The 20,823-nt window shown below is 66.9% G+C and carries 22 protein-coding genes; 16 read left to right on the top strand and 6 right to left on the bottom strand.

Annotated elements, in window-relative coordinates:
* The first annotated feature begins 10 nt into the window (after positions 1–10).
* The 5 genes from GPA25_RS07965 to hflX all read left to right on the top strand — a co-directional run bounded on the left by GPA25_RS07965 (position 11) and on the right by hflX (position 5,716).
* Positions 11–1,540: an acyl CoA:acetate/3-ketoacid CoA transferase gene (locus tag GPA25_RS07965; protein ID WP_169259844.1), complete on the top strand. Its 1,530-nt coding sequence runs from the start codon at positions 11–13 to the stop codon at positions 1,538–1,540.
* A 16-nt stretch (positions 1,541–1,556) separates the two neighbouring features.
* On the top strand, positions 1,557–2,306 hold the full coding sequence (locus GPA25_RS07960; RefSeq protein ID WP_169259843.1) for an electron transfer flavoprotein subunit beta/FixA family protein: 750 nt from the start codon (positions 1,557–1,559) through the stop codon (positions 2,304–2,306).
* Between the two features lie 24 nt (positions 2,307–2,330).
* Positions 2,331–3,293, top strand: a complete 963-nt coding sequence (locus GPA25_RS07955) for an electron transfer flavoprotein subunit alpha/FixB family protein (protein ID WP_169259901.1) — start codon at positions 2,331–2,333, stop codon at positions 3,291–3,293.
* A gap of 97 nt (positions 3,294–3,390) precedes the next feature.
* Positions 3,391–4,272, top strand: coding sequence for a DMT family transporter (locus tag GPA25_RS07950; RefSeq protein WP_169259842.1), 882 nt, complete (start codon positions 3,391–3,393; stop codon positions 4,270–4,272).
* 103 nt (positions 4,273–4,375) lie between these two features.
* On the top strand, positions 4,376–5,716 hold the full coding sequence (hflX, locus tag GPA25_RS07945) for a GTPase HflX (protein WP_169259841.1): 1,341 nt from the start codon (positions 4,376–4,378) through the stop codon (positions 5,714–5,716).
* 61 nt (positions 5,717–5,777) lie between these two features.
* Here the strand turns inward: hflX and GPA25_RS07940 are convergent, their stop codons facing one another.
* A complete protein-coding gene (locus tag GPA25_RS07940) occupies positions 5,778–6,131 on the bottom strand; it encodes a CPBP family intramembrane glutamic endopeptidase (RefSeq protein ID WP_169259840.1) in 354 nt (117 codons plus the stop codon).
* A gap of 249 nt (positions 6,132–6,380) precedes the next feature.
* On the opposite strand from GPA25_RS07940, the gene GPA25_RS07935 reads away from it, so the two are divergent.
* Complete coding sequence (locus GPA25_RS07935; RefSeq protein ID WP_343034873.1) at positions 6,381–7,283, top strand: fructosamine kinase family protein; 903 nt, start codon at positions 6,381–6,383, stop codon at positions 7,281–7,283.
* A gap of 120 nt (positions 7,284–7,403) precedes the next feature.
* Positions 7,404–8,375, top strand: a complete 972-nt coding sequence (locus GPA25_RS07930; protein ID WP_246265469.1) for a zinc-dependent alcohol dehydrogenase family protein — start codon at positions 7,404–7,406, stop codon at positions 8,373–8,375.
* Positions 8,376–8,633: 258 nt separating this feature from the next.
* Here GPA25_RS07930 and GPA25_RS07925 read toward each other — a convergent pair whose 3' ends face one another.
* Entirely contained in the window at positions 8,634–9,929 is a 1,296-nt protein-coding gene (locus tag GPA25_RS07925; RefSeq protein ID WP_169259837.1) for a DUF445 domain-containing protein, read from the bottom strand.
* Positions 9,930–10,023: 94 nt separating this feature from the next.
* Between GPA25_RS07925 and GPA25_RS07920 the strand changes: the two genes are divergently transcribed.
* On the top strand, positions 10,024–10,323 hold the full coding sequence (locus tag GPA25_RS07920; protein ID WP_169259813.1) for a hypothetical protein: 300 nt from the start codon (positions 10,024–10,026) through the stop codon (positions 10,321–10,323).
* A gap of 120 nt (positions 10,324–10,443) precedes the next feature.
* On the opposite strand, the gene GPA25_RS07915 is transcribed toward GPA25_RS07920, so the two are convergent.
* A complete protein-coding gene (locus tag GPA25_RS07915; protein ID WP_169259836.1) occupies positions 10,444–11,289 on the bottom strand; it encodes a hypothetical protein in 846 nt (281 codons plus the stop codon).
* 263 nt (positions 11,290–11,552) lie between these two features.
* On the opposite strand from GPA25_RS07915, the gene GPA25_RS07910 reads away from it, so the two are divergent.
* The 4 genes from GPA25_RS07910 to GPA25_RS07895 all read left to right on the top strand — a co-directional run bounded on the left by GPA25_RS07910 (position 11,553) and on the right by GPA25_RS07895 (position 15,418).
* Positions 11,553–13,601, top strand: coding sequence for a helicase-related protein (locus GPA25_RS07910; protein ID WP_169259835.1), 2,049 nt, complete (start codon positions 11,553–11,555; stop codon positions 13,599–13,601).
* A gap of 184 nt (positions 13,602–13,785) precedes the next feature.
* On the top strand, positions 13,786–14,250 hold the full coding sequence (locus tag GPA25_RS07905) for a hypothetical protein (RefSeq protein ID WP_169259834.1): 465 nt from the start codon (positions 13,786–13,788) through the stop codon (positions 14,248–14,250).
* A 112-nt stretch (positions 14,251–14,362) separates the two neighbouring features.
* The gene (locus GPA25_RS07900; RefSeq protein ID WP_169259833.1) at positions 14,363–14,998 is read left to right on the top strand and encodes a response regulator; all 636 of its coding nucleotides are present in this window, start codon (positions 14,363–14,365) and stop codon (positions 14,996–14,998) included.
* 6 nt (positions 14,999–15,004) lie between these two features.
* Positions 15,005–15,418, top strand: coding sequence for a response regulator (locus GPA25_RS07895; protein ID WP_169259832.1), 414 nt, complete (start codon positions 15,005–15,007; stop codon positions 15,416–15,418).
* Here GPA25_RS07895 and GPA25_RS07890 read toward each other — a convergent pair.
* Positions 15,412–16,821, bottom strand: a complete 1,410-nt coding sequence (locus GPA25_RS07890; RefSeq protein ID WP_169259831.1) for a CHASE3 domain-containing protein — start codon at positions 16,819–16,821, stop codon at positions 15,412–15,414. The genes GPA25_RS07895 and GPA25_RS07890 overlap by 7 nt on opposite strands.
* Positions 16,822–17,027: 206 nt before the next feature.
* Here GPA25_RS07890 and GPA25_RS07885 point away from each other — a divergent pair, with 206 nt between their 5' ends.
* The 4 genes from GPA25_RS07885 to GPA25_RS07870 are packed head-to-tail and all read left to right on the top strand — an operon-like array spanning position 17,028 to position 18,579.
* The gene (locus GPA25_RS07885; protein ID WP_169259830.1) at positions 17,028–17,339 is read left to right on the top strand and encodes an EF-hand domain-containing protein; all 312 of its coding nucleotides are present in this window, start codon (positions 17,028–17,030) and stop codon (positions 17,337–17,339) included.
* A gap of 17 nt (positions 17,340–17,356) precedes the next feature.
* Positions 17,357–18,001 carry an MlaC/ttg2D family ABC transporter substrate-binding protein gene (locus GPA25_RS07880; protein ID WP_169259829.1) on the top strand — a complete coding sequence of 215 codons (645 nt, stop codon included), beginning with the start codon at positions 17,357–17,359 and terminating at the stop codon, positions 17,999–18,001.
* 25 nt (positions 18,002–18,026) lie between these two features.
* Positions 18,027–18,338 carry a BON domain-containing protein gene (locus tag GPA25_RS07875; RefSeq protein ID WP_169259828.1) on the top strand — a complete coding sequence of 104 codons (312 nt, stop codon included), beginning with the start codon at positions 18,027–18,029 and terminating at the stop codon, positions 18,336–18,338.
* A gap of 19 nt (positions 18,339–18,357) precedes the next feature.
* Positions 18,358–18,579 (top strand): hypothetical protein, encoded by a 222-nt coding sequence (locus tag GPA25_RS07870; protein WP_169259827.1) that lies wholly within the window; start codon positions 18,358–18,360, stop codon positions 18,577–18,579.
* A gap of 85 nt (positions 18,580–18,664) precedes the next feature.
* On the opposite strand, the gene GPA25_RS07865 is transcribed toward GPA25_RS07870, so the two are convergent.
* The gene (locus GPA25_RS07865) at positions 18,665–19,927 is read right to left on the bottom strand and encodes an Npt1/Npt2 family nucleotide transporter (RefSeq protein ID WP_169259826.1); all 1,263 of its coding nucleotides are present in this window, start codon (positions 19,925–19,927) and stop codon (positions 18,665–18,667) included.
* 62 nt (positions 19,928–19,989) lie between these two features.
* A complete protein-coding gene (locus GPA25_RS07860) occupies positions 19,990–20,730 on the bottom strand; it encodes an NADPH-dependent F420 reductase (RefSeq protein ID WP_169259825.1) in 741 nt (246 codons plus the stop codon).
* Between the last annotated feature and the right edge of the window lie 93 nt (positions 20,731–20,823).

Genomic DNA, 20,823 nt, shown 5'->3' with positions numbered 1-20,823 from the left:
GGGAACAGCAATGGCAATCAATAAATTCATGAGCGCGGCCGACGCCGTCGCGCTGGTCAAGGATGGCGACACCGTCGGTCTGATCGGTGGTGGTGGCGGCCTCGTCGAAGCCTCGTGCATTTTCGCGGCGCTCGAAAAGCGCTTTCAGGAAAGCGCGCAGCCGCGCAACCTGACCGTCGTCCACGCCCTCGGGATCGGCGACAAGAAGACCAAGGGGATGAACTGCTTCGCCTACGAAGGCATGGTCAAGCGCGTCATCGGTGGCCACTGGGTGTGGTCGCCGCGCATGCAGGAGTTGGCGCGCGACGAGAAGATCGAAGCCTATGTGCTGCCTGGCGGCGTGATCGCGCAGCTGTTCCGCGAAATCGGCGCTGGCCGGCCGGGTCTGCTGACGCACGTGGGCCTCGGCACCTTCGTCGATCCGCGTATCGACGGCGGCAAGATGAACAAGTCGGCCAAGGAAGACCTCGTCGAGGTCGTCGAGCTCGGCGGCAAGGAATACCTGCGCTACAAGCCTTTCCCGGTGAATGTCGCGATCATCCGCGGCTCCTACGCCGACGCGCACGGCAACATCAGCATGGACCAGGAACCGGCGAACCTCGACGCCTATGCGGTCGCGCTCGCCGCGCACAACTCCGGCGGCAAGGTGATCGTGCAGGTGCGCACCGCGGTCGATGTCGGCACGCTGCCGGCGCGCTCGGTGCGCATCCCCGGTGCGATCGTCGATGCGGTCGTGGTCGATCCGTCGCAGTCGCAGAGCTACGACATCGTCTATGACCCGACGATCTCGGGCGAGCGCCACGGCCCGGTGCCGGTCGAAGCGCCGCAGCCACTGTCGGTGCGCCAGGCGACCGCCCGCCGCGCCGCCGAGGAGCTGCGCGACGGCGCGGTGATCAACTACGGCGTCGGCGTGCCGGATGCGGTGGCGAAGCTCGTCGCGGCGCGTGGCGACATCGACCGCTACTACCAGACCATCGAGCACGGCACCTACGGCGGCAACCTGCTCGACGGCATGCTGTTCGGCTTCGCGCGCAATGCGTCGGCAATGATCGATGCGCCCTCGCAGTTCGACTTCTACTCGGGCGGCGGGTTGGACATCGCCTTCCTCGGCTTCGGCGAGTTCGACCAGCACGGCAACGTCAATGCGTCCAAGCTCGGCGGCCTCACCGTCGGCCCCGGCGGCTTCATCGACATCGCGCAGAACGCGCGCAAGGTGGTGTTCTGCGGCAACTTCGACACCAAGGGATCGAAGCTCACGACCGGCCACGGCGAGTTGCACGTCGAGCGCAACGGTGACGTGTCGAAAGTCGTCGCCGACGTCGACCAGATCACCTTCTCCGGGCCGCAGGCGGTGCTGCGCGGGCAGGAGGTGCTGTACATCACCGAGCGCGCGGTGTTCCGCCTGACCCAGGACGGCATCGTGCTCGAAGAGATCGCGCCGGGCGTCGATGTGCAGCGCGACATCCTCGACCGCATGGGCTTCAAGCCGCTGCTGCCGCAGGCGCCGAAGCTGATCAGCGGCGAACACTTCAAGGAATGAACGGGAGATATTGCGAATGAAAGTGCTGGTTCCGGTAAAGCGGGTCGCGGACTACAACGTCAAGGTGCGCCCGAAGTCCGATGGTTCGGGCGTCGAGCTCGCCAACGTCAAGATGTCGATGAACCCCTTCGACGAGATCGCCGTCGAGGAAGCGGTGCGGCTGAAGGAGGCCGGTGTCGCGAGCGAAGTCATCGCGGTGTCCTGCGGCATCGCGGCCTGTCAGGAAACGCTGCGCACCGCGCTGGCGATGGGTGCCGACCGCGCAATCCTCGTTGAAACTGATGCCGAGCTGCAGTCGCTCGCCGTCGCCAAGCTGCTGAAGGTCGTCGCCGACAAGGAAGGCGCGCAGCTGGTGATCTGCGGCAAGCAGGCGATCGACGACGACGCCAACCAGACCGCGCAGATGCTCGCCGCGCTGCTCGACTGGGGGCAGGCGACCTACGCGTCGAAGCTGTCCGTCGCCGACGGGACGATCGAAGTCACACGCGAAGTCGACGGCGGTCTCGAGACCTTGGCGCTCGCGCTGCCGGCGGTCGTCAGCGCCGACCTGCGCCTGAACGAGCCGCGCTACGCGACGCTGCCGAACATCATGAAGGCGAAGAAGAAGCCGCTCGACACGCTGAAGGCCGCCGAGCTGGGCGTCGATGTCGCGCCGCGCGTCGCGACGCTGTCGGTCTATACACCGCCGGAGCGCAAGGGCGGCATCAAGGTCGGTTCGGTCGCCGAACTGGTGCACAAGCTGAAGGATGACACGCGGGTGCTGTAAGGCACCTGACGCGAGAGGATGATGATGAAGAGTCTGATCATTGCAGAACAGAATGGCGGCCAGCTGTCGCCGATGAGCGCCAACCTCGTCGCCGTGGCGACGAAGATCGGTGGCGAGATCGACCTGCTGGTCGTCGGTGCCAGCGGTGTCGCCGCGGCCGCCGAGCAGGCGCGCAGCTACCCGGGCGTGACCCGCGTGCTGACGTCCGAAGCGGCGGAATACGCGCATTTCACCGCCGAGAACGTCGCGCCGCTGATCGTGCAGCTCGCCGGCCGGGGCTACACCCATGTGTTGGCGATCGCGTCCGCCGCCGGCAAGAACCTGCTGCCGCGCGTCGCCGCGCTGCTCGACGTCGGCATGGTCAGCGAGATCACCGAAGTCGTCGAGTGTGAAAATCGCGACACCTTCGTGCGCCCGATCTACGCCGGCAGCCTGCTCGCGAAAGTGCGTTGTGCCGAGCGCGTGCGCGTGCTGTCGGTGCGTGCCACGGCCTTCCCGGCGGTCGAGGCCGGGGGCAATGCGGCACCGGTCGAAGCGGTTGCGGCGACCGGCGATCGTGGCAAGGCCAGGGTCGTCGGCCAGCAGCTGGTGCAGTCGGCCCGTCCCGAACTCACCGCCGCGCGCATCATCGTGTCCGGCGGCCGGGCGATGGGCTCGAAGGAAAACTTCCACCAGACCCTCGAACCGCTCGCAGACATCCTCGGCGCCGGGATCGGCGGCTCCCGCGCGGCGGTCGATTCGGGCTACGTGTCGAACGAGCTGCAGGTCGGCCAGACCGGCAAGATCGTCGCACCGCAGCTGTATGTCGCGGTCGGCATCTCCGGCGCCATCCAGCATCTCGCCGGCATGAAGGACAGCAAGGTCATCGTCGCGATCAACAAGGACGAGGAGGCGCCGATCTTCCAGGTGGCCGACTACGGCCTCGTCGGCGACCTGTTCCAGCTCGTCCCGGAGCTGACGCAGGCACTCGCGGCGGCACGCAGCTGAGGTGTCCGACGCTCCCCGGCGCGGCCGCGCCGGGGACGACAAGTGCGCCAAAACCGCGCACACTGCGGCCCCCCACGTCACCCGGATCCCGATTCGCATGAACGCCCCCGCCGCCCAGCATCCCGTTCGCGGGATCCTCTACATGATGGGCGCACTCGCGCTGTTCGCGCTGCTCGACACGATCTCGAAACACCTCGCGTCGCGCCATCCTGTCGCCGTCGTCGTCTGGGGGCGCTATTTCGCCCACTTCCTGATTACCCTCGCGGTCTTCCTGCCGCGCCACGGCAGCGAACTGTTCCACACCGCGCGACCGGGCCTGCAGGTGGTCCGCGGCCTGATGCTGGTCGGCACCACCGGCGCGGTGGTGATGGCCTTCCAGCGCATGCCGCTGGCCGAAGTCACCGCGCTGATCTTCGTCACCCCCTTCCTCGTGACGCTACTCGCAGTGACTTTTCTTGGCGAGAAGATGGCCGCGTGGCGCTGGCTGCCAGTGCTGGCGGGATTTTCCGGCGTGTTGCTGATCGCCCGGCCGACGGGCGGTTCGCTCAACGTCGGCGTCTTGTTCGTGCTCGCCGGCGCGTGCTGCTATTCGGTCTATCAGGTGCTGACGCGCAAACTCAGCGCCGTCGATCGCTCGGTGAGCCAGCTCTTCTACACCGCGCTCGTCGGCGCGGTGACGATGTGCGTGCTGCTGCCGTGGTTCTGGGTGCCCGATGCGCTCACTACGCGCGACTGGCTGCTGATCGCCTCGCTCGGCATGCTCGCCGCAAGCTCCCACCTGCTGATGATCATGGCGCTGCGCGCCGCGCCGGCGACGACGCTGAGCCCCTTCACCTACGCGCAACTCGTGTGGGCGACCTTGCTCGGCTGGCTCGTGTTCGACGATTTTCCCGACCAGTCGTCGCTGTTCGGCATGCTGATCATCGTCGTCTCCGGCATCGTCGTCGCGTACTCCGAGCGCTTTACCCGGAAAGCCTGACCCGCCGGCAGACATCCTGGCGGCCTGTGCACATTCGACGCCGGCGAGGATTGCATTGACGGGTACTATGTGCATTTACCCAGTCAAGAGAAGCAATCCCCGAATGCGAAGAGAAGTGAATGAGCAGCCCCAGTGCGCCGTCGTGGCGGCCGTGCAACTGCCGAGCGTGAGCGACGTCGAGTTCGAGGCGTCCCTGGCCGAGCTGCGCGAGCTGGCGAAAACATTGGGCTTCGAGGTCGTCCGCACCTTCACGCAGAAGCGCGCCGGCTTCGACACCACGGCCTACCTGGGCGTTGGCAAGCGGCAGGAGATACAGGGCTTCGTGAACAGCGAGCCGGCGTTTGCCGCGCCGGCCGCCGCCAGGCCTGACGATCGCGAGATCGACGTGATCCTCGTCGACCACGAGATTTCACCGTCGCAGGCGCGCAACCTCGAAAAGGAGGTCGGCTGCCCGGTGATGGACCGCACCATGGTCATCCTCGAGATTTTTCATCGCAACGCGCGCTCCCGCGCCGCCAAGGCGCAGGTGGAAATCGCCCGCCTCGGCTACATGGCGCCGCGCCTGCGCGAGGCGGCGAAGCTCGCCGGGCCGCAAGGGCGGCAGCGCAGCGGCACCGGCGGCCGGGGGGCGGGCGAGTCGCACACCGAGCTGGACCGACGCAAGATCCGTGACCGTATCGCCGAACTGCAGCTGGAGATCATCGCGATGGATGCCGAGCGCAAGACGCAGCGCGCGCGACGGCAGGGGCGCCAAGGGCTCGCCGGTGTCGCGCTGGTCGGCTACACCAACGCCGGCAAGTCCACCCTGATGCGGGCGCTCACCGGCAGCGAGGTGCTGGTCGCCAACAAGCTCTTCGCCACGCTCGACACCACCGTGCGCACCCTCTACCCGGAAAGCGTGCCGCGCGTGCTCGTCAGCGACACCGTCGGCTTCATCAAGAACCTGCCGCACGGGCTCGTCGCGTCGTTCAAATCAACGCTCGACGAGGCGCTCGATGCATCGCTGCTGCTCCACGTCATCGACGCGAGCGATCCGGGCTTCGAGCGCCAACTCGAGGTCACCGACAAGGTGCTCGAGGAGATCGGTGCGGATGTCGTGCCGCGCATCCGCGTCTTCAACAAGATCGACCACGTCGGCGACGCCGCGGCGCAAGCGGAACGCGAAGCGGCGCTGCGTGCGCAATACCCGGATTGCGTCGTGATGAGCGCCCGCCGTCCGGACGACGTTGCCAAGCTGCGCCAGACGATCGTCGCGTTTTTCCAGCAGGATCTGGTCGCAGCCGAGCTCTTCCTGCCCTGGTCGGCGCAGCAATTGCGCGGGGCCATCTACGCGAGCTGCGAAGTGATCGAGGAGCGCGCAGACGGCGAAGGCGCTTTCTTCCACGTTCGCGGCGAGCGCGATGCCGTGGAGAGCCTGCGCGAGCAGTTCGAGCAGGCGCGCTGAATTCAGCGCACTGGATCGGTTGCGCAGGCCGCGGTCAACACGCCGGCGGGCGCATCCCGGTTCAGTCGCGCGGACGTTCGCGCGGTTCTTCGCGGACCTCGCGCACGACCTCGCCCTCGAGCACGATCCCCTCACCCGGTGTCGCGCCTCGCGGGGCCGGTCCTCTGGCGCGCGCCTGCGCCTGCGCTTCGCGCATCACCTTGCGCAGATCACGGGTTTTCCACCAGGCGTAGCCCAAAATCACGCCCCCCACCGCCAACACGACCGCGAAGAGCATCACCGAGAAGGTCAGGGCAAGGCCGAAGATGACGATGGTGGCGGCTATCGCCCCGATTTTCTGCAGCAATCCGGCCGGCTTGGACGGGTTATTCTTGAGATTTTGGAGAAGGGCCTCGAATCTTGGGTCGCGTTGCATGCATGTTCCTGGTTGTGGCTCGCTGTGTCAGGTGGACCGCTGGGGACGAAAAGATTCCCGGCGCGCCCGAGAAGATTATTCGGCAGCATCGGGCCAGCTGCTCACGGGCAGGCTGACCTGGTCCCCATGGCGTGTCGCGGTCGCCCGCGCTGAATGGCATGGAGCGGTGCAATTGGGCAGGTCGGATCCAGGATTCAGCGCGCTGATTTATATTACAGGGCTCTGCGTTCACAAATGGGGAGTCCGGTGGTGGAGCACCCTCTCAGTCTGAGCGCCGCTCTCGAGCACGCCCTCAAGGCCGCCAGCGGTATCGACTTTTCCGGCGCCGAGGCGCGGCCCATCGGCGGTGGTTGCATCCATCGCGCGCTCGAAGTCCGCGCCGCTGGCCGGCCTTACTTTCTTAAGCTGAATGGCGTCGGTACGCTGCCGATGTTCGAGGCGGAAGTCGACGGCCTGGCCGCGCTGACGGCCTGCGACGCCTTTCGCGTCCCGCGCGCCCTGGCCTGCGGCGCCACCGACGACGAGGCCTTCCTGTTGCTGGAACACCTCCAGCTGCGCCCGCTCGCGAGCACCGAGGACGGCCAGCGCTTCGCCCGGGCGCTGGTGCAACTGCACCACGACACCGGCGAGCAGTTCGGCTGGGCGCGCGATAATTTCATCGGCGCCAATCCACAAATCAACGACCTACACGACGGTTGGGCGCAATTCTTCGTGAACTGCCGGCTGCTTCCGCAACTGCAGCGGGCGCGTTCCGCGGGCTACGGCGGGGCTGTCCTGCGCGAAGCCGAGCAGTTGCTGGAACGCGTGCCAGCCTTGTTTCTGGACTACCGACCGCGGCCAAGCCTGCTTCATGGCGACCTGTGGAACGGCAATGCGGCAATGGATGCCGAGGGCAGGCCGGCGATCTTCGATCCTGCCGTGTATCGCGGCGACCGTGATGCGGATCTCGCGATGAGCGAGCTTTTCGGCGGCTTTCCGACGGCCTTTTACGCCGCATACCGTGCTGCCTGGCCGCCGGCCGAAGGCTACGAGCAAAGAAAGACGCTCTACAACCTGTATCACGTGCTGAACCATCTCAGTCTCTTCGGCCGCGCCTACCTCGGTCAGGCCGAACGCATGATTCGTGCGCTCGTCTTCGAATTGCGCCGATGACGCCTTCAGTATCCCGGATGCAGGCCGCAAGCAAGCGGCCGAACGGCTGTACTACAACGTGGTGAGGAGTGGATGCCAATGAGAGTCTTTCAAGTCGACACAGCATGGTCGGACGATAACTTGCGCATCGGCGAGCGCCCTGAACCCACCGCGGGCCCGGGTGAGGTCAGGCTGAAAATGCTCGCCTCCGCGCTCAATTATCGCGACTTGCTGGTACCCCGGCGAGGCTACGGGTCGCGCATGAAGACGCTGCCGTTGATCGTGCTGAGCGATGGCGTCGGGCGAATCGATCAGGTCGGCAGGGGTGTGGATGCGTACCGGATCGGCGATCGCGTCTGCCCGCTGTTCTTTTCGAGCTGGCCCGCCGGCGATCCCAGCGCCGACCACCTTTCGCACAGTCTGGGTTGCGAAATTGACGGCACCATGGCGGAGTACATGGTCGTTCCGGCTTCCATGCTTGCGTCGGTGCCAGCCCATCTGGAGGACGCCGAGGCCGCCACCCTGCCCACCGCCGCAGTCACCGCCTGGCGTGCCATTGTCACCGAAGGACGGGTGAAGCCTGGCGATACGGTGCTGGTTCAGGGTACCGGCGGGGTAGCGCTGTTTGCCTTGCAGTTCGCCAAGATGCTGGGCGCGACGGTCATCTGCACGTCATCCAGCGACGAAAAGCTCAAACGTGCTCGTGCGCTGGGTGCGGACGACACCATCAACTATCTTTCGACGCCGGAATGGGGACGCGTCGCGCGTGACATGGCCGGCGGCGTCGGGGTGGACCATGTGGTGGAAGTGGGCGGGCAAGGCACGCTGCCGCAATCACTGCGTGCCGTGCGACCCGGTGGCACGATCAGCATGATCGGGGTGCTTGCCGGTTCCGTCATGGACGCCCCGTTGGGACTGGTGGTCACGCGTCACGTTCGCCTGCAGGGCATCACGGTGGGCAGCGGCGAGGATTTTGTCGCGATGGCGCGTGCAATCGCGCGCAGCGGCATGCGCCCAGTGGTGGACCGCGTCTTCGAATTCGCGCAGTTACCCGAGGCAATGCACCATCTGGCCAGTGGCCGGCATTTTGGAAAGATATGCATTCGACACTGAGTGGGCGCGCGAACCGTTGGCTCGACGCATACCGAGTCGGAGGGGGAGGCTTCACGCCAAACACGAGCGCGATAAGTGCGACTAATCACGCGATAGAAAATCTCTGTTGCGGTGCAGCATTCGTTTCGATAATCTTGCGCTTGTCTCCTCCACCCTCCTCCTTTGGTGTGGATTTAAGCCCGGGCTCGCAAGAGCTTGGGCTTTTTCTTGTGCACCCGGCATGGGCGCACTGACGCCGCGCACGATCTTGCCCGGGGGCTACCATCCGCCCGGAACGAGCAAGGTCAAGCCGTGCAGCACCAGTCCGATGCCTCCCCCCACGACCGTGCCATTGAGCCGGATGAACTGAAGATCCCGGCCGACGCTCAGTTCCACTTCGCGCACCAGATCCTCGTCCTTCCAGCTCCGGACCGTGGCGGCGATGTGGCGCGACAGCGCATCGCGGAAGTCGTCCGCGAGGGCGACGACCGCGGATTCGAGGTGGTCGTCGAGCGAGGTGCGCAAAGCCCGGTTTTCGGCGAGAGTCGTACCGAAGGCGTCGGCGGCGTCGCTGAGCCGCTGGCGCAGGCGCGAGTCCGGTTGCTGAAGATCCTGATGCAGCCAGTCTTTCAGCTCGTCCCAGAGGCCGTTCAGGTATTCGGCGAGGACCGGGTGGGTGAGGATCTCCAGCTTCGCCGCGTTGATGCGTGCCGCAAAGTCGGCGTCGTTCTTCAGGCGGTCGATGAACTCCGCGACCGTGTCGTCGAACTCCCGCCTGCGCGGGTGTTCGGGGTCGTCGCCGATGTCGTGCAGCCAGCCGTTGATGCCTTTGACGATGCTGGCGGCAATCTTGCGCGAGAATTCTTCGGTGTCGGTGACGAGGCCCACGGCCTTCAGGGTTTTCGGGTACTCCTTGCCGGCGATCTCGACGATCATCGTGGCGAAGGTGACCTGCACTGCGGGGTCGTCGAGCCAGCGTGCCAGTCGCCGGAGCCCCACATCCAGCAGTTCCTGATGCCGATTGTCGACGGTGAGGGTGTCGAGGACTTGTCCGGCGATGCGCGAGACGTCGATTTTCTTCAGCCGCTCGCGCACGCCGGCGGCGAGCAGGCTGCGCACGCGCGCGTCGTCGATGAAGTCGAGCCATCCGGCAAGGGCCGCGGCCAGTTTGTCGGCGACGAGATCCGCGTTGTCGGGCTGCCGCAGCCAGCCGGCAAGCCGGTCGGCGGGGCTGAAAGTGTGCAGTTTCTGGACGAGGGTGTCGGTGGCAAGGAACTTGTCGCGGACGAAGCCGGCGAGGTTGTCGGCGACGCGTGCCTTGTTGGCCGGAATGATTGCGGTGTGGGGAATGGGCAGGCCGAGGGGATGCCGGAACAGCGCAACGACGGCGAACCAGTCGGCGAGGGCGCCGATCATTGCGGCTTCGGCAAACGCAGCGATCCAGCTCCAGATTCCGGCGCCATGCTGCAGCCGCGCGATGATGAAAAGGGCCGTGACCGCGAGCAGCAGCGCGCCCGCCAGGCGCTTCATCCGTGCCAATTGATGCGCCTTGGCGTCACGCAAGCTGGATGACATATCTGCTCCCTGTGAGGTGCTCGTCAAAGCGCCGAGTATTGCACCGAGATGGCGGGAGCGTAGCGCGCGGCGCGTGATTCGGTAAGGCCTGGACGTGGCGCGCGGCTCCACGCGGCGTCGGTGGCCGAGTTCGAAGCTGCATGAAGTACGCGGCCTTGTCGCCAGCGTGCTGCGCCGGGTGCAGGCGGAGGAGCCCGCTTCCTGTGCGCTCGAGACTGGCAACGAACTGGTGCGCCGGCGCTTCCAGATCGTCGAGAACCGCCTCACCGAGGCCGCGGTACGCCGTCGTGCGGAAAACGTGGCGGAGGTGGCACGCAGCACGGCCAAGCTGACCGGCTATCCGGGATCGTTCGAGACCGCCTTAAAATGCGTCGCGGTTGAGAACTCGACGTGAATACCCACGCGCGCAAGTCGCGGCTGGAAATGCCGCCGATCACGGCTAATGGGTGTCCCCGATTTTGATTTTTTTGCCCGGGGTCACCCAATTTCCCCGGGCTTGGCGGCACTAATGTAGTCAGTACGAATAGGCGCCAGACTGTTCCGCGCGCTTTGCGGCTGGGCGCCATGCGGGGTTGGTCCTACGCATCTCGCGCTCAATCAGTTCTTGCCGTGCAATCTCTTGGCGAGCGGGATCCTGATTCACGCTTGTGATCGGTTCATCCAGCGCGACCCGCTTGTCGTCCGGGCACGACGAACGCTGCGCCACTCGCTGAATGAAGAGCGGCGCATCCGCATCCGGCACATAGTAGATATCGCTCTTGCGTGCGACAAAACGGTTTTGATCGATGATCGATGTCGTGACGATAATTTCGGTGCGTGTCGCACGCGCAGCGTGCCCGCGTCCGATGTCAGCCAAAACCCCGGCAGTGATCAGGGCAGCGTTTGTTTCTTCGGCAAATACCGCGTTACGGATGACAGCCACCCCAGCAGCAAGGGCGGTGAGCCGCCCTGGCGCGTAATCCGGCACGTCCTTGCCGTGGACAATCAATTGGGTCTCATACTGAACGCCCACTGCGGGCCCATCCGACTGAAAACCGCGCCCAACGCCGTCGCTCACTTTACAGACGTCCACTTGGGCGCCCGAACTAACCAGGTGGGTGATCATGAATTCACGAAACGCGGTATTGAACGCGGTATTGCGCGCCGGCGCGACGGCGAGACTGCGTCGCTGCAGCTGCGCCGTATTTCCAATCGCCTCCATCGTCTGAGCAACAACGTCCTCGGCAACCACGTCCCAGTGATGCGCGGTGCGCGCCACCTTCTGATACGACAGCGGGAAGTTCTGTGCGACCGGCGCGGGGGATGCGCACCCGACGAGCGCGGCGACCACTGGAATGAGTAATGCGTAGCTGTTTTTCATGATCTCTCCATGACGGGGTTGTCAGTACCTGTACCGTAGTACCTGCACAGCATCTTCCGCTATGGCTGGATATGCCCCCGTAGCTCGTGACATTTGTCATGGTTGCTTACCCGCGTGTGGTCTTCCTCGAGGACGTCCATCTGGTCCGCTTTCTTACGTAGTTTCATGCCGATTTTGGGTGATCGTCGCGTGCAGGCGGTCGGGGTATCCATAACGGCGCCCGGCATGAGACCCTCCACCCTTTGATGCCGGGGGCAGGCGAATTGGACGAGAATTTCTTCATCGATCCCGAAGCGGTGGTGCCGGCGGGGGAGAATCCGGAAGGCGATGACGCGCTCCTTGATGTCGCCCGCGAGCTGCACGCCTACCTGCAGGGCTTCAATGCGCGGCTGGTGCACAACGAGGGCGCGGTGGCGGTCGAGGTTGCCGGCGAGGTCGATGCCGACGGCCGCCGTTATCCCTTCCGGCTGGTGCCCGAGCGTTGCGTGCTGGCGCGCGTGCAGAAGTGGCGCAAGCTCACCGCCGACCGCCATCTGGCGCTGGTGCGCGAGCGGCTTCACGCGGCGTCGGTGGCCGAGTTCGAAGCTGATGTACGCGGCTTCGTGGCCAGCGTGCTACGCCGCGCGCATGCCGAGGGGCTGGATGGCGCGCGCTTCCTGCGGGCGCTCGAAACCGGCAAGGAATTGGCGAGTCGGCGCTTCCAGATCGTCGAGGATCGCCTTGCCGAGGCTGCCGCGCGCCGTCGTGTGGAAACGCAGGCGGAGGCCGCGCGCGGCACGGTCAAGCTGACGCGCTACCCGGAGTCCTTCGAGACCGCGTTCATGATGCGGCGCCGTTTCATTGCGATTCTGGGGCCGACGAACTCGGGCAAGACCCACCAGGCGATGGAAGCGCTGGCGCAGGCGGCGAGCGGCGTGTATCTCGCGCCGCTGCGCCTGCTGGCGCTGGAGAACTACGAGCGTCTGGCCGACCGCGGCGTCGCGGTGAGCCTGGTGACCGGCGAGGAGCGCCGCATCACGCCCGGTGCGACCCACGTCGCCAGCACCATCGAGATGCTCGATACCTCGCGCCCGGTGGACGTGGCGGTGATCGACGAGATCCAGATGCTCGAGGATCTCGAGCGCGGCTCGGCATGGACCGCCGCGGTGTGCGGGGCGGCGGCGAAGACGGTGTATCTGCTCGGCGCCCTGTCTGCGCGCCCCGCTGTGGAGTCGCTTGCCGAACGGCTCGGCTGCGAGCTGGAAGTGAAGACCCTCAAGCGCAAGTCGCCGTTGGAGATGGCACCGAGTGCCGTGGGCAGCATCGGCCAGCTGCGCCGCGGCGACGCGGTGATCGCGTTTTCGCGCCGCGACGTGCTCAACTGGGCGGCCAACATCGCCGAGGCCGGACTGCGCGTCGCGACGATCTATGGCAACCTCTCGCCGGAAGTCCGCCGCGCGCAGGCGCAGCGCTTTCGCGACGGCGACGCCGACATCGTGGTCGCCACCGACGCGATCGGGATGGGTCTCAATCTTCCCGTGGCACGGGCGGTGTTCACCACCGCGAAGAAGTTCGACGGCATCTCCGAAGACCTCCTGCCGCCCTGGCTCACGCATCAGATCGCCGGCCGGGCGGGGCGCTTCGGCCTGCACGAGGCGGGGCTGGTGGCGGGCTTCGACGAGCACACGCACCGCATCATCGGCCGCCTGATGAAAACGCCGGCCGACCCACTGTCGAACCGGGGCTTCTACGTCACGCCGTCGCTGCATCACCTGAAGAGCATCGCCGCGGCGACCGGCGAGCGCGCGCTGGCGCGGCTGCTGGAGCTGTTTTCGCGCAACATCGACCTCACCGACGACTTCTTCCTGCCCGGCGACCTCAGCGAACAGACCGAGCGCGCAAAGTGGCTCGACGCGCTGCCGCTGTCGCTGGAGCATCGCTTCACCCTGTCGCTGGTGCCGGTGTCGACGCGCGTCGAGACGCTCAGGCAGGCGTGGGAGGGCTGGGCGCGCGCGCTGTCGAAGGAGCGCAGCTCGCACCTGTCGATCGAGCCAATCGGCGATGCACGCTATGCGCTGCAGGCGGCCGAGGACGCGTGCAAGAAGTACTCGGCGTATGCGTGGCTGGGCTACCGCCTGCCCGACTACTTCCCCGATGCGGAGGCCGCGGTGGCGCTGGCCCGCAGCATGTCGGAAACGGTGGATGAGATGCTCGCGCGCCAGCACGGCCGGCGGCGCGATGCCAAACGCGGCCCGGGGCGCCGCGGACAGGTGCGCGGCGGCGCTGCGCCGCGGGGCGACCGGCGCGACGGGCGGAGCCGGACGGGGCGATAGGCGTAATGTGTGTGCCGGCCGAAAAAAGACGAACGCACGGGGCGCACCCGAGTCATAGAAACGCGGGCCTCGTTGCCTGCCGCGGGAGAATCGCTCTTTTGCGCGATTCGCACCAGCGTGCCGTCCCCCGGGACGAATTCTTGCAGGCGGACGTCACGACACAGCGTTTACAGGTGGCCGCTCCATGCCGCACATTCGTCGATCAGCTCGCGCATGCGCTGCAGTCTTCGCGATTGCGGGGCTTGCCCCTGCCGGCCTCGCCCAGCCGTCTCGCGAGAAGGGCGACGCGGAAACCGTCTGGTCTTGCTGGTACAACGAGGACACGACCTTCCGGTGTCGGCTGGCGCGCAGCCGTGACGAACCGGGCGACCGTCGCGTCAAGTTCGGCAGTCCGGAGCCAAGGCGGTCGCTGTATCCGAGGCGCGGACCCTTGCCGCCGATTGTAAAAACGATACACGATCACCCGGCGCGCCTGCGCGGCCGCACGATAACGATTCCGCTGTTTTCTACGCCCCTGGACCCCGAGTTTGCCGCAACGCTCGTGCAGGCGGTGATGTGCGACACGCGCCCTGCGTGCCGGACGCGTATCTACCGTTCGCCGGCGGCCGCCGCCGAGGAGTACGAGGAAGATCCGGCGCGGCCGGAGTGAGGTATCGACGGGCAGCGCCTCGACCGCCGCGGCATCGGGCCAAGCCGGGCGTTGCGAACGGATGCCCCGACGCGGCAGACTAATGCCCGGGGACCACGGCAAGGATCTGGAGATGCTGAGAATCGCGATCGTCGATGATCACGCAATTGTCCGCGCGGGCTTCCGCGAGATGCTGGCGGAGGAGATCGACCTGCGCATCGAGTTCGAGGCCGCCTCGGGCGAGGAGGCCCTCGAGCGTCTGCGCGAGACCGAATGCGATGTGATCCTGCTCGACCTCTCGTTGCCCGGCCAGAGCGGCGTCGATGTGCTGCGTGCGGTGCGCCAGCGCTACGACAACCTGGGCGTGCTGGTGCTGACGGGCTTTCCGGAGGAACGCTACGCAGTCGCGATGATCCGCAATGGCGCCGACGGTTATCTGTGCAAGGACTGCGATCGCGACGAGCTGGTGCGCGCGATCCGCACCGTGGCCCAGGGGCGGCGCTATGTGTCGGCGCGGACGGCGGAGTTGCTGGCCGACGAACTGGCCGGCGACGGCGCGGCGGTGCCGCATGCGCAGCTGTCGGAGCGCGAACTGCAGGTCTTCCTGCGGCTGGTGCGCGGCGAGTCGGTGTCCGACATCGCCGCGACGCTCGCGCTGAGCGTCAAGACCGTCAGCACCTATCGCTCGCGCCTGCTCGAAAAACTGCAGGTGGCGAGCAATGCCGAGCTTGCCGCCTATGCCATCCGCCACGGGCTGATGGTGGAGTAGGGCGCGATGGCATCCCGGCGCAGCGTGCCTCGGCTCCGCATCGTCGTGGTGGAGGATTCGCCGCTGCTGCGCGAGCTCCTGTGCGACATGCTGGCGCAACTCGACGGGGTGGAGGTGGTCGCCGCGGCCGCGGGCGAGGCGGCGGCCTTGCGCGCCCTGCAGGAGCAGCCGAGCGACCTGGTGATCGTCGACCTGCAGCTGGAAAGCGGCAGTGGCCTGGGGGTGTTGCGCGCGCTCAGGCGCGAGCCGGCGCGTTATGGTCAGCCGATCGCGGTGGTTTTCTCGAATTATGGCCATGTGCAGTTGCGCGAGCGCTGCCGTGCGCTGGGGGTCGCGCACTTCTTCGACAAGGCCTTGCAGATGGACGAGCTGATCGACTTCGTCGAAGCCGCCCGGAAAGGCGTCGTGGGCGATCACTGATCGGTGGCGGCGGCCGCGGGGCCCTGTACCACCGCGGCGAGCGGCAGGGTCGCTCTGATGCGGGTTCCCGCGCCCGGCCGGCTGTCGATGGCGAACTCTCCGAAGAACATCTGCACGCGGTGGCGCATGCCGGCGAGGCCATGCTGGCGCTGCGGTGTGCGCGAGGCGTCGAAGCCGACGCCGTCGTCCTCCACCCGCAGGATCATGCGTTCGGGCGCTAGTTGCAGGCCCAACTTGACGTTGTGCGCCTGGGCGTGGCGGCGGATGTTGGTGAGCGCTTCCTGCGCGATGCGGAACAGCGCCAGCGAGCTTTCCGGCGGCAGCTCGAGGTCCGTGTCGGGCAGCTCGAGCGTGACGCGCACGCCGCTGCTTTTGGCGAAGTCCTCGCCCAGCGTGCGCAGCGCGGCGACGAGGCCGAGGTCCTGCAGCAGCGGTGGCCGCAGATCGTCGATGATGCGGCGCTTCAGCGCGATGCCGCTGTCGAGGGTTTTCAGCAGCCGCTCGAAACGCTCGCGGTGTGGCGCGAGTGCGGCCGGTTCGAGCTTGCGCACCACCCAGGCGGCGTCCATTTTGGCGGCGGTGAGCAGGGCCCCCAGTTCGTCATGCAGCTCGCGCGCGAGCCTCGCCTGCTCGGCCTCGCGGGTATTGGTGAGATAGCTCGCGAGGTCGGAAAGCTCGACGGTGCGCGCGCGGACCAGTCGCTCGAGCTGCTCGTTTTCCTGCTGCAGCAGGTCGGCGATCTGCTCGCGCAGTGCGATCTGGCGCCGCAGCACGACGAACAAGGCGGTCAGCAATACCAGCGCGCCGGCGGACAGGGTTGCGACCACCCAGCGCGTGCGCTCCACGTGGGCGATCGACGCGTCGAAGGAGCGCTGGCCGTGCGCGACGGTGCGGCTTTTCATTTCCGCAAGCGTCTTGCGGATGCTGTCCATGTAGCGGCGCCCCGCCGTGCCGGTGGCGCCCCGCGGCGCGTCGGGGCCACCCCTGGCGCGGGCGACCTCGCCTGACAGGATGCGCAGCTTGAGGGTGATGAGCCCGGTGAGCTGGGCAAGCGCCTCCTGATTGTCGCGCACGATCTCCACGTCGTGGCGCACGTCCTCGAGCGTGTACTCGATGGTCGCGAGGCTATTGAGATAGGGTTCCAGATAGTTGCGATCGCGCCCCAGCAGGTAGCCGCGGACCCCGTTCTCGGCATCGACGAGCTGGATCAGCAGGCTGTCCAGCCGCCCCGTCCGCTCGGCCTGCAGCTGCAGTTCGCCGAGCGCCTTGAGGCTGGCGGTCGCCTGCCAGAAGCTCGAAACGAAGAGCGACAGCACCAGCGCGCAGCCGAGCGCCAGCATGGCGTGGCGGCCGTGTCGCGTGAAGCGGCCGGAGCGGGACTGGAGCGGCGTGATCAGTTGCATGGCAAACCTCCGCAGCGGCAACGCTGCCCCCGGACCGTGCAGGAATCGTCCTACACGCGATTCCGCCTCCTCTGACAGAAGGCCGCCGGCCGGGTCTCTAAATTGACATTGCCCGCGGCGGGAACCGGAGCGGGGCGCGAGCCGAGGCCCGCCTCACGGTGCCGCGAGTCATCACAACTTCCGGATATTTGTGCAGGAGAACCGTTATGAAATCCACCATCAGTCTAGTTGCTTTGATTCTGGCCGGTGCGCTGCCGATGACATCGACTGCCGCCGAGCCGGCCAAGTCGCCGCCCGCGACATTGGAGGCTTCGCCCGTCGATGCCGGCAGGACCGAGGTGCCGCCGATGTTCAAGGAACTCGACCAGGACAAGGACGGGCAGGTCTCCAAGGACGAAGCCAAGCGTTCCGCCGAGATCCTGGCGCGCTTCGATACGCTGGACAGCGATCGCAACGGCAAGGTTTCCATCGTCGAGTGGGCCGCGGTCGAAAGGCCCAAGTCCGGCACCAAGCCCTAGTCGCGAGGAGCAATGCCATGATCCGACAACTCCGAGCCTGTCTCCTGACCCTGCCCATCCTGCTCGCGCCGCTGGCGCCCCATGCGCAGGAAACCGCGCCCGACGCGCTGGTGAAGGGCGTGACCGAGGACGTCCTGTCGATCCTGCGAGAGGACAAGGACCTGCAGGCAGGCAACCAAAAGAAGGCAATGACGCTGATCGAGGAAAAGATCGGCCCGCACTTCGACTTTCCCCGCATGACCGGCCTGGCGGTCGGCCAGGGCTGGCGTCAGGCCGACCCCGGCCAGCGTGAAGCCCTGACGCGGGAGTTCCGCACGCTGCTGGTGCGCACCTACGCGAACGCGCTGACCGCCTACAAGAACCAGACCGTCAGTTTCAAACCGGCGCCCCGCAAAGCTGCGGAAGGCGACGCCATGGTGCGTACCCAGATCAACCAGCCCGGGGCCGCGCCCATCAGCGTGGACTATCGCCTGGGCAAGGCCGGTGCTGCGTGGAAGGTCTACGACGTCGCCATCGACAACGTCAGCCTGGTCACCAACTACCGCAACACCTTCACGGCCGAGATTGCCAAGGGTGGTGCGGACGGGCTCATCAAGGTGCTGCAGGACAAGAACAGTGGCGCCGGATCCTCGCGTACGACCGGCAAGGACGGACGCAGCTGAGGCTCATCTGCAAGGAGGAAACATCATGCAAGCATTTGCCAGAACGACCCTGATCGTCGCGCTGCTGACCGCGCTTACCGCCTGCAGCGGCACGCCGACGCGCGAGAGCACCGGCGAATATCTCGATGACAGCGTAGTCACCGCCAAGGTGAAGGCGGCGTTCGTCGAGGACAAGACGGTGAGCGCCCTGGATATCAAGGTCGACACCTTCAAGGGCAATGTCCAGCTCTCCGGCTTCGCCGACAACCGTCAGGAAATCCAGCGCGCGGGCGAACTGGCGCGCCAGGTGCGCGGCGTCGAATCGGTCAAGAACGACATTCGCCTGAAAGCCAACTGATTCAAGAGGAGGACACATCATGAATGCCAAGATCTTTCTGTTCGCCGCGCTGGCCATGCCGTTGCTGATGGCCTGCGAGAAGAAGGAAACGACCCCGGCGATGCCGTCCAGCGGATCTCCGCAGACCACAGCGCCCGCGCCGGCCACGCAGCAGCCGCCTTACACGCCGGCGCCGACGACTTCGTCACCACCGTCATCGACCGACGGTGCCGCGACAACTGGGGAGCAGGGGACCAAATAGCCGCCTGGCGTCGCCTGTCCGCGCGCACCGCGCAGGCGTGCCGACCCACTGACGAATCCCGGCGATTGCCGGGATTTTTCGTTACTCAGTCCTGGTCACGCTCTTCCCAGCGCCCCAACTGTCGCCCGATCAGCATCCACACGCCGGCGACCGGCACGGCGGTCAACGCGATCGCACCGGCCGACAGGCCGAGCGCCGCGAGTCCGGCGTAGATCCAGCCACTGAGGAGATCGCCGCCGCGATAGACGGCGGCATCGATGAAGGCCTTGGACTTGTAGCGCTCCTCGCGGTTGACCAGCGTGAACAGCACTTCGCGCGCCGGTTTGGCGAGTGCGTGGCGGCCGCTGTCGTAGAGCACCCGCACCACGACCAGCGCGAACAGCGTCGGCGCGGTGCCGAGCGCGACGAAGCCGAGCAGCGCCACCGCCGGCAACAGTGCCAGCGTGAGCCCGACACCGAGGCGCCGCAGGATGTGGGCGGTGAACAGCGCCTGCGTGGTGATCGTCAGCGCATTGACGGCGAGGTCGATGCGCGCGAGGAAGGCCCGGCGCAGCGCCCGGTCGGTGTAGGCCTCACCCACCAGGTGCGCCTGCACGAAGTACAGGATCGTCGAGGCGAAGGTCATCAGCAGCAGCCATACGGCGATCCGGCGCAGCACGGGCGAGCGGAACACCAGGCCGATACCGCTCCACGCGCTGCCGCCGACGCGCGCCTCGGGTTCGCGCCGCAGCGTTTCCGGCTCGCGGCTGGCATGGCGGTCGAGCGCGCGGGCGAGCCAGGCGGCCGCTTCGAGCGGCAGCACCGCCAGCAGCAGGAGCAGGAACTCCGGGACGTGCTGGGCGAGCAGCGCCGTGGTCGCCGAGCCGGCGATGCCGCCAAGCGAGGAGCCGACCGCGATGAACCCGAACAGGCGCTTGCCCTGCTCGTGGCGGAACAGGTCGGCGACGAAGCCCCAGAACACGGTGACGACGAACAGCGCGAAGATGCTCACCCACACGTAGAACACGCGGTCGATCCACACCCGCGTCGATTCGGGCAGCAGGTACAGGGCGGCGTAGAAGGCGATCAGGTTGGTCGCGAAGAAGCGGTTGGCGAGCGGGATGAACACCGCACGCGGCCAGCGCGAGACGGCCGCCGAATACAGCGGCACCGCCAGCAGCATGACGAGGAAGACCGCCGTCCACAGGATCTGCAGGTTGCCGCGGTCGGCGGCGCCGATCTCGTCGCGCACCGGTCGCAGCAGGTAATAGGAAAACAGGATGCTGAAACCGTAGGCGGTGGCGAGCAGCAAGGGCCGCGCTTCGCCTTCGCGCACCGGCACGACCCGCCTCAGCAGGGCGGCGAGCACGCTTCAGCCATCCACGCTAAAGTCGAAAAAGCGTTCGACCCTGTCCCACATCGGCGCCTCCGTCAGCGCCCGCCGCCCAGCGCCTGCCGCAATTCCTGCGCCGTCATCGCGCGGCCGAACACCGGCGAACCGACGTCGAAGTCCTTCGCCCGCGCGAGTCCCCCGACCGCCACCGCCTCGAATCCCGCGTCCTCGACGAGCTTCACGGCGAGCTGTAGCGCGTCCTGGTCATCCGCCGCCAGCGGCACACCGATGCGCTCGCCATTGCGGTGCGCTTCGCTGCGCAGCGCGGCGTGCGGCACCGAGGTAAACGCCCGCACCAGGCGCACGCCCGGCAGATATTCGGCCGACGCGAGCCCGGTGCCGCGGGCCAGCACCGGTGCCGCCATGGGGCCATCGCGCTCAGGCCGCGGGTTGCCGGTTTCCAGCACCACCTTGCCTTTCATCAGCGCGGCGTAATCGCGCCCCACCTGCGGCAGCGCGCCGTAGGGGACGGAAATCAGCACCACATCCCCGAAGGCCGCCGCCTGCTCCGGTGTCCCGATGCGTACCCGCGGCCCGAGCCGCTCGGCGAGCGGCCTCAGCGCGTCCGGGTGGCGCGAGGAAATCAGCAGTTCGTGACCGGCCTTGGCCCACAGTTCGGCCAGCGTGCCGCCGATCCGGCCCGTGCCGATGATGCCGATCTTCAGTCCGTTGGCCGCCGCGCGGGCGACCTGCGGCAGGCCGGCCAAGGCTGCCGCGGCGGCAACGGCCGCCACGATCAGCGAGCGGCGCCGGGGGTTTACCAGGGAATTCGCGTCCATCCTTGCCTCCTCGCGGTGGTATCGAACGTGGCTCGGCAAGCCATACAAAAATCATAGGCCATGCATTTGCAACCAGCGACCCGGCCCGCCGGC

This window comes from Aromatoleum diolicum, assembly GCF_012910955.1.
Lineage (GTDB): Bacteria > Pseudomonadota > Gammaproteobacteria > Burkholderiales > Rhodocyclaceae > Aromatoleum > Aromatoleum diolicum.
Note: the sequence above shows the minus strand (reverse complement) of the source record. Positions and strands in the feature narration are given on the sequence as shown.

Bases quoted from the DNA above. Each gene is read 5' to 3' on its own strand.
- GPA25_RS07955 (WP_169259901.1), top strand. From the start codon at position 2,331: ATGAAGAGTCTGATCATTGCAGAACAGAATGGCGGCCAGCTGTCGCCG.
- GPA25_RS07925 (WP_169259837.1), bottom strand. From the start codon at position 9,929: ATGTCATCCAGCTTGCGTGACGCCAAGGCGCATCAATTGGCACGGATG.
- GPA25_RS07960 (WP_169259843.1), top strand. From the start codon at position 1,557: ATGAAAGTGCTGGTTCCGGTAAAGCGGGTCGCGGACTACAACGTCAAG.
- GPA25_RS07890 (WP_169259831.1), bottom strand. From the start codon at position 16,821: ATGCAACTGATCACGCCGCTCCAGTCCCGCTCCGGCCGCTTCACGCGA.
- GPA25_RS07880 (WP_169259829.1), top strand. From the start codon at position 17,357: ATGATCCGACAACTCCGAGCCTGTCTCCTGACCCTGCCCATCCTGCTC.
- hflX (WP_169259841.1), top strand. From the start codon at position 4,376: ATGCGAAGAGAAGTGAATGAGCAGCCCCAGTGCGCCGTCGTGGCGGCC.
- GPA25_RS07860 (WP_169259825.1), bottom strand. From the start codon at position 20,730: ATGGACGCGAATTCCCTGGTAAACCCCCGGCGCCGCTCGCTGATCGTG.
- GPA25_RS07900 (WP_169259833.1), top strand. From the start codon at position 14,363: ATGCTGAGAATCGCGATCGTCGATGATCACGCAATTGTCCGCGCGGGC.
- GPA25_RS07885 (WP_169259830.1), top strand. From the start codon at position 17,028: ATGAAATCCACCATCAGTCTAGTTGCTTTGATTCTGGCCGGTGCGCTG.
- GPA25_RS07965 (WP_169259844.1), top strand. From the start codon at position 11: ATGGCAATCAATAAATTCATGAGCGCGGCCGACGCCGTCGCGCTGGTC.
- GPA25_RS07870 (WP_169259827.1), top strand. From the start codon at position 18,358: ATGAATGCCAAGATCTTTCTGTTCGCCGCGCTGGCCATGCCGTTGCTG.
- GPA25_RS07940 (WP_169259840.1), bottom strand. From the start codon at position 6,131: ATGCAACGCGACCCAAGATTCGAGGCCCTTCTCCAAAATCTCAAGAAT.
- GPA25_RS07875 (WP_169259828.1), top strand. From the start codon at position 18,027: ATGCAAGCATTTGCCAGAACGACCCTGATCGTCGCGCTGCTGACCGCG.
- GPA25_RS07950 (WP_169259842.1), top strand. From the start codon at position 3,391: ATGAACGCCCCCGCCGCCCAGCATCCCGTTCGCGGGATCCTCTACATG.
- GPA25_RS07915 (WP_169259836.1), bottom strand. From the start codon at position 11,289: ATGAAAAACAGCTACGCATTACTCATTCCAGTGGTCGCCGCGCTCGTC.
- GPA25_RS07905 (WP_169259834.1), top strand. From the start codon at position 13,786: ATGCCGCACATTCGTCGATCAGCTCGCGCATGCGCTGCAGTCTTCGCG.
- GPA25_RS07895 (WP_169259832.1), top strand. From the start codon at position 15,005: ATGGCATCCCGGCGCAGCGTGCCTCGGCTCCGCATCGTCGTGGTGGAG.